Here is a 14,415-nt window from a genome sequence, read left to right on the forward strand (position 1 = left end):
CGATGTCCGTTCGCCGCTCGTCAAGCCTCTCCCTACCCGCCCTGCTGGGCCGGGTGGCGGCATCGCTTGCGCCGAAGGTCACCGAGGCGTTGCTCCGAGTGGAGCTGCCGGCGGCCTCCGCGGCGCAGCGGGCGGCCGCGGTGGCGCATGTGCGCGGGGCGGTGCTGGGGATGCCGGATCTGCTGCGGTGTGGGGTGGCGGTGGCGGCGGTGGGGTACCTGGTGGCGCGGCGGGTGCTGGGGCCGGGGGTGGCCCGGGTGAACCTGCCGGTGGTGGCCGAGTTCGTGCGGCTCACCCGGGGGCTGGGGCTGGCCGGGGCGTTTGAGCGGGAACACCGGTGAGCCGGGTGTGGGACGCGCTGGTCATCGGGACCGGGCCGGGGGGTGCGGTCACCGCGCGGGCGCTGGCCGAGGCCGGATTGCGGGTGCTGGCGGTCGAGGAGGGGGACTGGACCGAGCCTGGTTCGGTCGAGCCGTTCTCGCTGGAGCAGATGCGGCGGCAGTACCGGGGTGGCGGGCTGACCGCGGCGCTGGGGCGGCCGTCGGTGGCCTACACCGAGGGGCGTGGGGTCGGTGGCGGGTCGGAGGTCAATTCCGGGCTGTACCACCGGCCGTCGGCTGAACTGCTCGACGGCTGGTCGCGGGACTGGCGGATTGACGGGCTGGGCGTGCCCGAGCTGTCCGCGCACAGCGATCTGATCGAGAAGGAACTGTCCGTCTCGACCCTGCCGTGGGCCATGCCGGCCTCTTCGCAGGTGCTGGCCCGGGGCGCGGATGCGTTGGGGTGGCGGGGTTTTGAGGTTCCCCGGTGGGCGATCTGCGATGAGCGCGGGGTGCGCAGGCAGACCATGTCGGTCACCTACTGGCCGCGGGCGATCGCGGCCGGAGTGGAGCTGCGGCAGCGGACCCGGGCGCTGCGGCTGGAGCTGAGCGGGCCGCGGGCGGTGGCCGCGGTGCTGCGGGATGTGGGCACCGGGCGGACCGAGCGGGTGCGCTTCGAGCACGTGTTCGTCTGCGCGGGTGCGATCCAGACGCCGGCGTTGCTGCAGCGGTCCGGGTTGCGGCGCAATATCGGCGGCAACCTGTCGGTGCATCCGACGGTGAAGGTGACCGCCGAGTTCGACCAGCCGGTCAACGATCCCGCTGCTGACGTGCCGGTGTACCAGGTCAAGGAGTTCGGCCCGGCGTTGTCCTTCGGCGGTTCGGCCTCCCGGCCCTCGTTGCTGGCGCTGGCGCTGAGTGAGAACTGGCCCGCGTTCGGACCCGCGATGCGGCGCTGGCAGAAGCTGTTCGTCTACTACGCGGCGATCCAGAGCGTTGGCCGTGGGCGGGTGCTGGCGCTGCCAGGGTTCGCCGATCCGCTGGTCAGCTACCGGCTCACCCGCGGTGATCACGAGTTGCTGCGCAGCGGGCTGGCCCGGCTGGCGCACCTGCTGCTGGCCGCCGGGGCCAGCGTGCTCTACCCGTCCTTCCGCGGTGCTCCGGTGGTGGCCAACCCCGCCGGGATCGCCGCCGCGGCCGCGGCCATGACCCCGGCCCGGTCCAGCCTGATGACCGTGCACCTGTGCGGGACGGTGCCGATGGGCGAGGACCTCGCCCGCTGCGGCGCCGACTCTTACGGCCGGGTGCACGGCACGGTGAACGTGCACGTCAACGACGCCTCGCTGCTGCCGTCAGCACCCGGCGTCAACCCCCAGGGCACCATCATGGCGGTCGCCGCGAGGAACGCGCAGCGCTTCCTCACCGGCCGCCTCGACTGAGCAGAAGGTCTTCATGTCCGACCTGGTTCCACCGGCTGAGCTGACCGTCCTGACCGGGGCGAGTGGCTGGTTCGGCCGCGCCTACCTGGCCCACCTCAAGGACACCGCCGAGGGCCGGATCCGGGTGCTGGTCCCGGCCGCCGCCGAGGTGCCCGCCGTGCTCGCCGCGCATCCCGGGGTCGCGGTGCACGTCGGGGACATCGCCGATCCGGAGGTGACCCGGCGGTTGCTGGCCGGGGCCGGGGGCGCGAGCGTGGTGCACGCGGCCGGGGTGATCCACCCGCGCCGCACCGAGGAGTTCACCAGGGTCAACGTGCTGGGCACCAAGGCGTTGCTGGCCGCGGCGCGGGCCGCGGGGGTGCGGCGGCTGACGCACATCTCCTCGAACTCGCCGTTCGGGGTGAATCCGGGTCCAGCGGAGGTGTTCCGGCACAGCGAGCCCTACCGGCCCTACCTGGGCTACGGCGAGTCCAAGATGCATGCCGAGATCGCGGTGCTGGCCACCAACGGCGACGGCCTGGAGACCACCGTGGTCCGGCCGCCGTGGTTCTACGGCGAATGGCAGCCCGCGCGGCAGACCACCTTCTTCAGCCTGTGCAGGCACGGCCGGTTCCCGTTGCTGGGCGACGGGTCGATGCGGCGCTCGATGACCTACGTCGGCAACCTGATCCAGGGCGTGGAGCTGGCCGCCCGGCACGTCAAGGCGCCCGGCAACGGCTACTGGGTGGCCGATGAGCGGCCGTATCCGATGCGGGAGGTCGTGGCCACCGTGCGGCAGGTGCTGCGCGAGGAGGGCTACGCGATCTCCCGGCGCCAGCTGCGGCTGCCGCAGGCACTGGGCGCGCTGGCCGAGCGCGCGGACCGGTTGGTGCAGGCCACCGGCCGGTACAGCCAGGAGCTGCACGTGCTCGGCGAGCTGGACAAGACCATCGCCTGCGACGTCGCCACCACCACCGCGGACCTGGGCTACCGGCCCACCGTCGCGCTGGCCGAGGGCATGCGGCGCAGCATCCGCTGGTGCCGGTCCCGCGGCATCGATCTCTAGGAGAACTTCCGTGGCACAGACCGCCCTGGTGACCGGCGGGTCGGGGTACTTCGGCTCGCTGCTGGTGCGCAGGCTGCGCGAACGCGGTGACGCGGTGCGGGTGCTCGACCTCAACGACGCCGCCGATCGACCGTCCGATGTGGACTTCGTGCGCGGGGACATCCGCGACGCCAACGCGGTGGAGCATGCCTGCGAGGACGTCGAGGTGGTCTACCACAACGTCGCGCAGGTCCCACTGGCCCGCGATGCCGCACTGTTCGAGTCGGTCAACGTCGGCGGCACCGAGACCCTGTTGCGCGGCTGCGCCGACGCCGGGGTGCGCAAGGTCGTCTACACCTCCTCCTCCGCGGTTTTCGGTGTGCCGCAGGAGAATCCGGTGTTCCCGGACACCCCGCCGCGCCCGGCCGAGGAGTACGGGCGGGCCAAGCACGCCGGTGAGCTGCTGTGCCGGGCCGCGGTGAGCCGGGGCCTGGACGTCTCGATCGTGCGGCCGCGCACCATCCTCGGGCACGGGCGGCTGGGCATCTTCGGCATCCTCTTCGACTGGATCGCCGACGGCGCGGACGTGTTCGTCTTCGGCAGTGGCGACAACGTGTACCAGTTCGTGCACGCCAACGACCTGGCCGAAGCCTGTGCGCTGGCCGGGAAACGGGCCGGTCCGGCGACCTACAACATCGGCGCGCGGGAGTTCGGCACCATGCGCGCGGCGCTGGAGAACCTGTGCGCGCACGCGGGCACCGGGTCCAGGGTGCGCTCGCTGCCGGTCGGGCCTGCCGCGCTGGGCATGCGGGCCTCGGCCCGGCTCGGGCTGACCCCGTTCGGGCCGTACCACTGGATCATGTACTCGAAGTCGCTGTGGTTCGACACCTCCGCCGCCGAGCGGGATCTGGGCTGGCGGGCCGAGTACTCCACGGACGCGATGTTCGCCGACTCCTATGACTGGTTCCTGGCCAACCGGGATTCGCTGGCCGGTGCGAACGCCTCGCACCACCGGTCCCCGGCGAAGCAGGGCGCGCTGACCCTGCTCAAGAAGATCATGCGGTGATGGCCCGGCGCTGGCCGTTGCTGCTCGCGCTGTTCGCGGTGCTGACCGGGCTGGTGCTGCCGCTGCTGCCGGTGCGGGTGGCCGATCCGGTGGTGAGCTGGCCGAAGCCGGGCGGGCCAGCGGAGTCCACGGTGGCGTTGTTCGTGCCGTACCGGCCGCTGCGGGTGGAGCTGACCGTGTCCTGCGCGGTGCTGCGGGAACCACGCCAAGTCACCGTGTTCTCCACCTTCCGGCCGGATGACGCGGACGGGCGGCTCGCCGGACTGTATGTGTCCACTGTGGACGGTCGGGTGCAGGTGGCGGCCAACGGGCGCGAGGTGTTCGGCGGTCCGGTCGGCGGTGGCGCCTGCCAGTACCTGGTGACCGCAGGGGACGGGCGGATCTCGGTGCGCCGGGACGGGGTGGAACTCGCCGCGGTGGACGGGCTGGTGCCGCAGGTGGCCGCGTTCGTCACCGAGCTGCCCCCGGCCCTGGCCACCGGGCGGATCTCGCTGACCGCGCACGCCGACGCCCGGTTCCAGGCCAGTCCGACGCTGGTGAAGTACCTGCTGCTCGCGCTGTCCGGCCTGCTGGCACTGGCCTGCGCGGGCGTGCTGCTGGTGCGTTTCCGCCGGAAACAGCGGCGGGGACTGCCGCGGCCGGGCGTGGTCGACCTGGTGGTGCCGGGGGTGCTCGCGGGCTGGGCGCTGATCGGGCCGATGACCACCGACGACGGCTTCTACGTGTGGATGGCGCGCAACGTGGCCAACGTGGGCTACGTCGGCAACTACTACCACTGGTTCAACGTGCCCGAGGCGCCGTTCGGCACGCTGCAACGCTTCTACGCCGAGTGGGCTGCGATCTCGCTGCACCCGCTGTGGTTGCGGTTGCCCGCGGTGCTGGCCGGGGTGCTCGCCTTCTGGCTGCTGCGCGGGGTGCTGCGCCGGATCCAGGCCGTGCGGCCGTCGGTGCACGCGCCGGGCTGGCTGCTCGCCGCGGCCTTCCTGTGCTGGTGGCTGCCGCTGGACCTGGGGGTGCGACCGGAACCGCAGATCGCGCTGGCCACCGCGCTCACCGCCTACGCCGCGGCGCGCGCCCGGCTCGACGCGGAACCGGCCTGGCTGGCACTGGCCGCGCTGGTCGCCGGGGTCGCGGTGACCATCACGCCCAGCGGGCTGCTCGCGCTGGTGCCGCCGCTGCTGGTGCTGCCCTCGGTGCTGCGTGCCCTGCCCGCGCGCGACCAGCGGATCACGTTGTGCGCGCTGCTGATCGGGGCAGGCTCGATCGCGTTGCCGCTGGTGTTCGCCGAGGTCGGCTTGGGCGCCCTGCTGGAGGCGACCGCGGTGCACGGCTGGTACGGCGCGCATTCGCCCTGGTACCTGGAAATCCAGCGGTACCAGTCGCTGCTGGGCGGGCTCGGCGAACAGGGCAACGTGCTGCGCCGGGTGCCGGTGCTGCTCGGCGCCGGCGCGCTGCTGCTGGTGGCCGTGCTGCGCACCCGGCATCGCGGTGGCGCGCTGGCCGGGGCCGGGTGCTGGCCCTATGCCTGGCTGGCGCTGGGTTTCGGGGTGCTCGCGCTGACCCCGTCGAAGTGGACCCAGCACTTCGGCGCGCTCGCGGTCTTCGGTGCGCTGGCGCTGGCCTGCGCGTTCGGCAGTCTGCCGCGGATCTTCGCCGAGGCCCGCGCGGGCTGGCTGCTGCGGCTGGGTTCGCTGCTGCTGGTGGTGCTGCTGCTCGGGGTGGCCTGGCACGGGCCGAACTGGTGGTGGTCCCATTCCGACCGCGGGATGCCGTTCCGGCAGCAGGAGCTGTTCGGCGGGGTGCTGGGCAATCCGCTGGTGCTGCTGGCGATCGGGTTGCTGGCCGGGTTGCTGATGACCCGGCGGCGACCGCTCAACGACGAGCGCGGCCGGTGGATCGCGGTGTTCGGCTGGGCCGCCGCCGGACTGGCCAGGGTGTCCATGGTGTTCGCGGTGCTGCTGCTGATCGGGTTGTTCGGGTTCACCGCGGTGCGCGAGCCCTGGTCGCTGCGCGGCTCCTGCGGGATCGGCGATGCCATCCGGGTGCGCACCGACCGGGAGCCGATGCGTCCCGCGGAACCCGCTGCGGTGCAGGGATTTCTGCCCGGCCGCGGGTACACCGGCGAGTTCCCGCCACCGCCACGGACCGGGCCGGTGTGGGGCAGTTTCGCTGATCTGGATCGCGGCACCGGTGCGCTGAACACCGGCTGGCACACCGCGACCGTCGCCCCGGGTGACGTGCTGGTGGTCTCGGCGGCCGGGCTGACCGGCAAGGCCAACGCACTGCGGGCCGAGGTCGAACTGCCCGGCGCGGCCCCGGTGTCCCGGTCCCTGGACGACGAGCTGGACAGCCCGGAGTGGCGGGACTTCGTCCTCGGCACCGCCACCGAATCCGGGACGGCGAAGGTGCGGATCTCGGCCGTGGACAACAGCATTGGCCGCGGTGGCTGGCTCGCGGTGTCCACACCCGGCCGGGAGCACACCCACCCGCTGGCCGCCGACACCGGACCCGGGGACGGACCGACCCTGGTGGACTGGCCGATCTCCTTCGCGCTGCCCTGCGCCCGGCCGCCGGTGCTGGCCGCCGGACTGGCCGAGCCACCGGCCCGGATCCTGTTGACCGACGAGGACTACACCGAGATGGCCGCGATCACCCGCGATCCGCTCTGGGGCGGGGCGTACGCGAACCTGCTCGCCGTGGCGAAGTACCGCGGCGTGTCCACCCACCTGCCAGGGCGGCCGTGGGGGCGGTTCGTGGACGTGGCCTACGACTACCGGCTCGACGGCCACGCGGTGCGCGTCGAGTACGTGACCAGGCCCGGCTGGTGGCGCGGGCCCAGCATCGCGAACAAGGACTATTCCGGCCGCACCACACCGACTAAGGCGCCCCGATGAACTCGCGTGCCGCGCTCGCGCTCGCCCTCAGCACTGTCCTGTGTGGACTACTCCTGCCGTTCGCCCCGGTGCTGGTCAACGATCCGGTGCTGAGCTGGCCCAAGGATCCGGCCCGGCCGGAGTCCAGTCTGGCGCTGCTGGTGCCCTACCGGCCGCTGAGCCTGGATGTGCGGCTGCCCTGCGCCACGCTGCGACCGGCCAAGGCCGACACCGTGGTCTTCGCCAGCCACCGCCCGGACGACGCGCACGGGGCCGCCCGCGGCCTGACCGTGCTCGCCGGGGCCGGCAACGTGCGGATCACCTCCGATGGCGCCGCTCTCTACCAGGGTGGCGCGCCGGGCGGCGACTGCGTGCTGCGGATCAGGGCGAACACCACCGAGACCGTGGTGGAACTCGACGGCGACCGGCTGACCGCGGCACACCGGGACCCACCACAGGTCAGCGCGTTCGCCACCACGCTGGAACCGGCCGCGGCCAGTGGCCTGAGCGCGGTCGCGCACACCGACGCCCGGTTCGAGAGCAGCCCGGCGCTGCTGAAGATGCTGCTGCTGGCCACCCAGGTGCTGCTGCTCGGCGGCTGCCTGTTCCTGTTGTGGCGCGGTGATTCCCGGCGCAGACGGCGCTGGCTGCCGCGGCGGCCGGGCTGGCTGGACGGGGTCATGCTGATCGTGCTCGGCGCCTGGGCGGTGGCCGGGCCGATGACCGACGACGACGGCTTCTACGCGGCGATGGCGCGGGCCGCGGCGGACACCGGGTACGTGGGCAACTACTACCACTGGTTCAACGTCACCGAGGCCCCGTTCAGCCTGCTGCAACAGCTGCTCACGCCGTGGGTGCAGCTCAGCCAGGCCCCGCTGTGGCTGCGGCTGCCTTCGCTGGTGGCCGCGTTCGGCACCTGGCTGGTGCTCAGCCGAGGGGTGTTGCCCCGGCTGACCGAGCGCCAGCCGCGGATCCTGACCGCGGCGGTGCTGCTGTGCTGGCTGCTGCCGTATGGCATCGGGGTGCGGCCGGAGCCGTGGGTGGCGCTGGGCTCGGCCTCGGTGCTCGCGCTGGTGCTGCGCGCGCTGGCGCACGGCCGGGCCTTTCCGCTCGGCGTGGCCGCGGCGCTGGCCGGGCTGTGCGCGGCCATCACCCCCAGCGGACTGGTCGCGTTCACCCCGTTCCTGGGGCTGGCCCGGCCGCTGAGCCGGTTGCTGAAGGCGCGGCGGGGCGGGCTGCTGGTGCTGGCCTGCGCGTCCACCGGGCTGCTCGCGGTGTTCGCCGACACCAGCCTGGGCGCGGCGCTGGAGGCGACCAGGGTGCACGGCGAGATCGGCCCGGCGCTGGCCTGGCACGAGGAGATCGTCCGGTACTTCTTCCTGCTGGACGAGGGCAGCATGGGCTCCTTCGCCCGGCGGTTCCCGGTGCTGCTGGCGCTGGGCCTGCTCCTGCTGCTGCCGGTGCTGCGGCTGCGGATCCGCAACCGGGTCAGCGACACGCTGCCGCCACTGGCCGCGGCGGCCGGTCCGGGAATCGCGCTGGCCGCCGGACTGGGCCTGCTGTGGCTGGCGCCGTCGAAGTGGACGCACCACTTCGGCTCACTGACCGCGCTGGCCACCGTGGTCACCGCGCTGGTGCTGGCCGAACTCCCGGCCGCACTGCGGCTGGCAGGCTACACCTGGCGCGGCGGGCTGGCGCTGACCGCGGGCAGCGCGGCACTGGTCGCGCTGGCCATGGCCGGACCGAACACCTGGTACGGCTACTCCCAGTTCGGGGTGGACCCGAAACTGCCCTCGATCCTGGCGAACCCGTTGCTGTGGCTGGGCATCGGCCTGGTGCTGGCCTGGTGCTGGCGGGACCTGCTGCCCGCGCCGCGGCTGATCCTGGTGCTGGGCCTGGTGACCAGCCTGCTGCTGACCGTGGGCACCTTCGCACTGGCCACCTGGCGGCTGCGCGACTCCTGGTCGATGGCCAAGGAGAACTTCCGGCACGTGGCCGGTCAGAGCTGCGGGATGGCCGATGAGGTCAGCACCCTGACCTACCAGCGGCTGACCCCGCAGCACAGCGTCCCCTCCCCCGGTGGCGCGCCCAGTCCGCCGCCGGAGGAGCAGCCGGTGTGGGGCACCTTCGGCAGGCTGGGCGGTCCCGGCCACGAGTGGTTCACCGGTGAGGTGCTGACCCCCTGGCACGCCCTGCCCGCGCTCGGGCCGGGTCAGGACATCTCGGTGCAGCTGGCCGGGAAACTCAACGGCGGCAACACCGCCGCCGTCCACTTCGGACACCAGGGCCGGGTGCTGTCCGAGCAGACCGTCACCGACGTGCAGGACTCCCCCGACTGGCGGGAGACCGGCCTGCGCCCACCGCCTGGGGCCACCCAGGTCCGGGTCAAACTGCGTGACGGCACGGTCGGCGCCGGTGGCTGGCTGGCCACCACCGCACCCCGCCTGCGCTCGGCCCACCCGCTGCTGGCCCTGCTCGGCCCGGACCGCCCGGTGATGATCGACTGGCAGCTCTCACTGGCCTTCCCCTGCCTGCGTGCCGCCCGGGTCAGCCACGGCCTGACCGAGGCCCCCGAGTACGTGCTGGTCCCGCGCATCCGCGACCGCTGCAAACGCTACGGCGCCGCCTGCCTGCCCTTCGGCGTGCCGGGCATCGCCCGCGAGGAGCCCCAGGGCGGCTCGTTCCTGCCCGCCCACCAGGCCGCCGCGGCCCGCCCGGAACTGCCGACCCGGTTCGCCGGGCTGCCGGAGCGGAGCAGGCGGATGGGCGATGACTGGGGTGCGCTGATCCGGTACGACTACCCGTTTGACGGGCACGGGTACCGGCTGGAGCTGCGGGAACGGGTGATGGCCGGGTGGGAGTGGGGGTGGCGGCAGCCGATCGTGCCATCGCTGGAGAAGCAGCGGGAGCGGTACGCGAACAACTAGGCCCAGATGCTGCTGATGGGGGCGGCGGTGATGCGGTCGCCCATCGGGAAGACGTGCGGGCCGGTGTGCAGGACGATGCCGTGCACGAACTTGTCGCCGAGCTGATCGCGCAGCCACTCCAGGTGCTTGGCCGAGTCCTGGCCCGGCGCGGCGCTCGCCTTGATCTCGATGCCGATCACCCGGTGCCCACCCAGCTCGATGACCAGGTCCACCTCATGCCTGCCGCCCTGGTCCCGCAGGTGGTAGATCCTCGGGGCGTGCTCGCTGAGCGGCAACTCGGCGCGGAGCTGGGCGAAGACGAAGGTGTCCAGGAAGCGGCCGAGTAGATCGCCGTCCCGGAGCAGACCGTCCTCGTCCAGGCCCAGCGCGGCGGCGAGCAGGCCAGTGTCGAGCACGTACCGCTTGGGACCGCGGACCAGCCGCTTCAACCGGTTGGAGTGCCAGGCGGGCACGGTCCCCACCACGAACAGGTTGGTCAGCAACCGCTCGTAGGCCTCGCCGGTCTTCCGGTTCACCCCCGCGGTGTCCAGCAGGGTCTGCTCGGTGGGCAGTCCGGCGGTGTTCAGGGCGTACGCCTCGAAGTACCGGTGCAGCCGGGCCGGATCGCGCAGCACGTCGACCTGGGCCAGGTCCCTGGTGAAGAGCTGGTCCAGGTAGCTGTGCGCCCAGCGACGGCGGCCGCGTTCGCTCAGGTGCAGCGCGGCTTCCGGGAATCCGCCCTGTAGCGCCAGCCGCAGGTAGGCACGCAGGTCGGCCCGATAGGGCGGGGCGCGGAGCCCGGCCCTGCCCTCGGCGAGGACGCGGTCGACGAACGGGGGTCTGCTCAGGTCGGCGCCGATCAGCTCCCCGACGGTGAGGCCGGACATGTCCACCCGCAGCAGGCGGCCGGTACCCGGCCAGGTTGGCTCTTCCAGGTCGGCGTGCACCGAGCCGGTGATGATGAACCGGCCGGGTCTGCGTTCGGTGTCCACCGCCCGTTTGACCGCGCTCAGCACGGACGGCACCAGCTGCCACTCGTCCAGCAGCACCGGCTCGGGCAGGCCGCGCAACACCACATCCGGATCAGCCGCCAGCGCGGTCGCCTCGGCAGGTTGATCCAGCCGGATGATCGTCTTCGCATGCTCGGCGGCACTGGTCGTCTTGCCGACGCCACGAGGACCGAGCACCAGGAGGGCGGGGAACTCGGCGACCAGCTCAGCGATCAGCGGGTCACAGAGGCGCGGCAGGTACCCTTCCACAACAGCACAGTACCACTTTCATGCATTGATTAATACCCATTTGATGCACTTGCCGGTACCGGTCTCACACGCCTCTGAGTACTACTTTCGTCCGCGGTCAGCTCAGGTAGACCGCGACCGAGAGGGTGGCCAGCCAGCACAGGCCGAGGGCCTGCAGGGGGCGGTCGGAGAGGATCAGGTGTTCGGGGGCGCCGGCGTTGGCGCTGTCCACGTCCACGGCGTAGCGCAGGACCGCCATCACGAACGGGATCATGGACAGCACGGCCCAGACCGAGTGCGAGCGTTCGCGGATCTCGAAGGCCCACAGGCCGTAGGTCATGATCAGGACGGTGGCCGAGCTGCCCCAGACGAAGCGCAGGTAGGACGAGGAGTAGCGGTCCAGGCTGCGGCGGATGCGGGCGCCGGTGCGTTCGGCGTAGCGCAGTTCGGCATAGCGCTTGCCCGCCACCATGAACAGCGAGCCGAAGGCCGCGGCCAGCAGGAACCACTGGGACAGCAGGATGCCCGCGGCGGCGCCACCGGCGATGGCGCGCAGCAGGAAGCCGGAGGCCACGATGCACAGGTCGATCACCGGCTGGTGTTTGAGCGCCAGGCAGTAGCCGACCTGCACGGCCAGGTAGACCGCGACCACCGCGGTGAGGTCCAGCGCGGCGACCGTGGCGGTGGCCAGGGCGGCGGTCAGCAGCACCGCGGCCAGGGCCAGGGCCAGCCGGGGCGGCACGATGCCTGCGGCGATCGGGCGGCGGCACTTCACCGGGTGCGCGCGGTCGGCCTCGACGTCCTGGACGTCGTTGACCAGGTAGATGGCCGAGCCTGCCAGGCAGAAGGCGGCGAAGGCGATGCCGGCGGCGGCCAGCACCCTGGGGTCGCCGACCGTGCCGCTGGCGAACGGGGCAGCCAGGACCAGCACGTTCTTCACCCACTGGCGCGGCCGCAGCGCGCGGGCCAGACCGCGGAGCTGGACGCCGAAACCCAGGCTGGGGGCCGGGGCGATCGCCGAGGCGGTCACCGGAGCAGGCCCATGGCCGAGCGCACGCCCGCGCCGACCGCGGCGCCCAGGGCGGCCCCGGCCAGCACGTCGCTGGGGTAGTGCACGCCGAGCACCAGCCGGCTCAGCGCCATCGGCGGCACCACCGCGGAGAGCAGCACCGGTGTGGCGTGCCTGCCTGCCAGGCCGCCGAGCAGCACTGCGGCGGCGGTGCTGCTGGTGGCGTGCGCGGACGGGAAGCTGAGCTTGCTGGGGGTGCCGGTGCGGACCTCGATCTCCGGGTGGTCCGGGCGCGGCCTGCGCACCGCCCGCTTCACCGCGATCGAGGCCGCGTGCGCCAGCGCCACGCCCGCGGTGGCCGCGATCCACTGGGGACGGCGGCGGCGGTCCAGGGCCGCGCCGGCCGCGCCAAGGGCCAGCCAGCCGGCGGCGTGCTCGCCGAACCCGGAGAGCAGCTTGGCCGCGGTGATCGCCCGCTGATCCGACAGTGCGCGCTGGATGCCTTGCACGGCAAGGCGTTCCAGCTTCATCGGTCGCCACCGAAGGCCCGTTGCCACGCCTCGTGCGCGGTCAGGTCGGGCAGTGCGCGGCGGAAGTCCTTGCGGCTGCGCGGGAACTCGCGCAGCAGCCGCAGGTGGTTGCCCAGCGCGCGGCCGAGCAGTCGCCAGAAGACCCGCGGATCGCGCTTGCGGAAGGCCACCCCGCGCCCGTCCGCGGTGGCCACGGTCGCGCCGTCCAGCCTGGCCAGCAGGAACCAGCGGGCGTCCTGGGCCGGGATGTTGAGCTGCGGGCGCAGCAGGTGCTTGGTGTTGGTGGGCAGCACGTTGCGCACGATCGCGGACAGCACGGTGCGGGCGATGGTGAGCGGGGTGCCCGGCGGGCGCAGGAACCGTTCGGCCTTCACCGCGTCCATCGAGGGCAGCGGCAGCCGCCGGGCCGAGGGCAGCACCCGCCCGTCGTCGTACTCGCCGCGCTGCTCGCGGATCTCGCCGAGCGCGGTGGGCAGCTTGCGGAACAACGACTTCGGCCCGTCCAGGAAGTCCCGGATGGCCATGTCCTGCAAGGCCACCGTGGAGTACTCCAGGGACAGCAGGTGCTTGAGCGTGCTGCGCAGGCTGTGCCGGACCAGCTCGCCGCCACGCGGGTGCGGGCTGTACAGCGCGGCCGCCACCAGCCGGTTGCGCAGGTGGAAGTAGGCCTGCCAGTCGGTGGAGTCATCCTTGTCCGACCACGGCATGTGCCAGATCGCCACCCCGGGCAGGGTCGCGGTCGGGTAGCCGGCGCGACCGGCGCGCAGCCCGAACTCCGCGTCGTCCCACTTGATGAACAGCGGCAGCGGCAGCCCGATCTTCTCCACCACCTGCCGCGGGATCAGGCACATCCACCAGCCGTTGTAGTCCACGTCGATGCGCCGGTGCAGCAGCGGCGCCTCGCGCAGGGACTCCCTGGCGAAGTCGTGGTCGTAGCGCACGTTCGGCGCGGCCCGCCACATGAACTTGCGCCGGTCCACCACCTCGCCCATGGAGTGCAGGTGCGAGCGGGCCTGCAGGTTGAGCATCTGCCCGCCGACCAGGGTGGGGTGCTCGGCGTAGCGGGCGAAGGCCAGCGCGCGCAGGATCGAGTCCGGCTCGATCACGATGTCGTCGTCCATCAACAGGATCTGCTCGCAGTCGGTGCCGCGCACCGCCTCGTGCATGACCCTGGCGAACCCGCCGGAGCCGCCCAGGTTCGGCTGGTCGTGCACCCGCAGCCGCTCGCCGAGCCGGGCCGCGGCGACCTCGAAACCGTTGGCGTCGCTGACCTTCTTGTTGCCCTGGTCGGCCACGATGACCGCCTGCACGGCGGCCAGCACCAGTGGGTCGGCGCCGATCGCGGCCAGTGCGCCCACGCAGTCATCCGGCCGGTTGAAGGTGCAGATGCCGATGGCCACCGAGGACGCCCGCAGCGGCTCGATCCCGGCGTGCCAGCCCGCGGCGAGCAGGGTGACCTCGTGCTCCTCCTCGGTGGTGATGTCGAACCAGTACCAGCCGCCGTCCTCGAACGGGGCCAGGTCCAGCACGAACTTCAGGTCCGAACGCGAGCCGCCCGCACGCACCTCGCCGCCGACGTGGATCTGGGTGCCGTCGGCCTTGGAGCGGTACAGGTCGATCCGGCAGTCCCCGTCCACGCTCAGGTGCAGCTCGACCTGTTCGAGGGTGGTCCAGCGCCGCCAGTAGCTGGCCGGGAAGGCGTTGAAGTAGGTGGCGAAGGAGATCTCGGACTGTTCCGGGATGCGCAACGCGGTGCGGGACAACGGTTTCGCCCGCCGCTTGTTGGTCAGGTCCTCGTCCAGGTAGAGCGCGCGCACGTCCAGTGGATCGCCGGGCCGGGGCAGGATGATCCGCTGCAACAACGTGCCGGGCGGCGCGGCGGGCTGCTGGGGCAGGCTCACGGACTGCGCCGTGGTCGAGCTGGACATCGTGGGGACCTCGTCTGGGAGCGGGGGCGTGGGTGCAGATCACACGCGACACAGAAAAACCCAAGAGGGGGCGGCCAATTCG

General features: G+C 72.7%; 10 protein-coding genes. 6 read left to right on the forward strand and 4 right to left on the reverse strand.

Annotation, left to right across the window (positions count from 1 at the left end; all coding sequences use genetic code 11):
* The first annotated feature begins 2 nt into the window (after nt 1-2).
* From ACTOWY_RS36120 to ACTOWY_RS36145, 6 genes are read left to right on the forward strand one after another with little or no spacing between them, the layout of a single operon-like run.
* Complete coding sequence (locus tag ACTOWY_RS36120) at nt 3-341, forward strand: hypothetical protein (RefSeq protein ID WP_441314085.1); 339 nt, start codon at nt 3-5, stop codon at nt 339-341.
* Entirely contained in the window at nt 338-1,759 is a 1,422-nt protein-coding gene (locus tag ACTOWY_RS36125; protein ID WP_441314086.1) for a GMC family oxidoreductase N-terminal domain-containing protein, read from the forward strand. Before ACTOWY_RS36120 ends, ACTOWY_RS36125 begins: the two co-directional genes overlap by 4 nt.
* Before the next feature lie 13 nt (nt 1,760-1,772).
* On the forward strand, nt 1,773-2,804 hold the full coding sequence (locus ACTOWY_RS36130; RefSeq protein WP_441314087.1) for an NAD-dependent epimerase/dehydratase family protein: 1,032 nt from the start codon (nt 1,773-1,775) through the stop codon (nt 2,802-2,804).
* A 10-nt stretch (nt 2,805-2,814) separates the two neighbouring features.
* On the forward strand, nt 2,815-3,849 hold the full coding sequence (locus tag ACTOWY_RS36135) for an NAD-dependent epimerase/dehydratase family protein (RefSeq protein WP_441314088.1): 1,035 nt from the start codon (nt 2,815-2,817) through the stop codon (nt 3,847-3,849).
* Complete coding sequence (locus ACTOWY_RS36140) at nt 3,849-6,743, forward strand: arabinosyltransferase domain-containing protein (RefSeq protein ID WP_441314089.1); 2,895 nt, start codon at nt 3,849-3,851, stop codon at nt 6,741-6,743. The genes ACTOWY_RS36135 and ACTOWY_RS36140 overlap by 1 nt, the downstream gene beginning before the upstream one ends.
* The gene (locus ACTOWY_RS36145) at nt 6,740-9,649 is read left to right on the forward strand and encodes an arabinosyltransferase domain-containing protein (RefSeq protein ID WP_441314090.1); all 2,910 of its coding nucleotides are present in this window, start codon (nt 6,740-6,742) and stop codon (nt 9,647-9,649) included. The genes ACTOWY_RS36140 and ACTOWY_RS36145 overlap by 4 nt, the downstream gene beginning before the upstream one ends.
* Here ACTOWY_RS36145 and ACTOWY_RS36150 read toward each other — a convergent pair.
* The 4 genes from ACTOWY_RS36150 to ACTOWY_RS36165 form a co-directional block, all read right to left on the reverse strand.
* On the reverse strand, nt 9,646-10,887 hold the full coding sequence (locus ACTOWY_RS36150; protein ID WP_441314091.1) for an ATP-binding protein: 1,242 nt from the start codon (nt 10,885-10,887) through the stop codon (nt 9,646-9,648). The two genes, ACTOWY_RS36145 and ACTOWY_RS36150, sit on opposite strands and share 4 nt — an antisense overlap.
* 97 nt (nt 10,888-10,984) lie before the next feature.
* The gene (locus ACTOWY_RS36155; protein ID WP_441314092.1) at nt 10,985-11,896 is read right to left on the reverse strand and encodes a decaprenyl-phosphate phosphoribosyltransferase; all 912 of its coding nucleotides are present in this window, start codon (nt 11,894-11,896) and stop codon (nt 10,985-10,987) included.
* Nucleotides 11,893-12,405 (reverse strand): phosphatase PAP2 family protein, encoded by a 513-nt coding sequence (locus tag ACTOWY_RS36160; protein ID WP_441314093.1) that lies wholly within the window; start codon nt 12,403-12,405, stop codon nt 11,893-11,895. The genes ACTOWY_RS36155 and ACTOWY_RS36160 overlap by 4 nt, the downstream gene beginning before the upstream one ends.
* Nucleotides 12,402-14,333 carry a glycosyltransferase gene (locus tag ACTOWY_RS36165; protein ID WP_441314094.1) on the reverse strand — a complete coding sequence of 644 codons (1,932 nt, stop codon included), beginning with the start codon at nt 14,331-14,333 and terminating at the stop codon, nt 12,402-12,404. Before ACTOWY_RS36165 ends, ACTOWY_RS36160 begins: the two co-directional genes overlap by 4 nt.
* Nucleotides 14,334-14,415: the final 82 nt, after the last annotated feature.

This window comes from Crossiella sp. CA198 (assembly GCF_052078295.1).
Classification (GTDB): domain Bacteria; phylum Actinomycetota; class Actinomycetes; order Mycobacteriales; family Pseudonocardiaceae; genus Crossiella.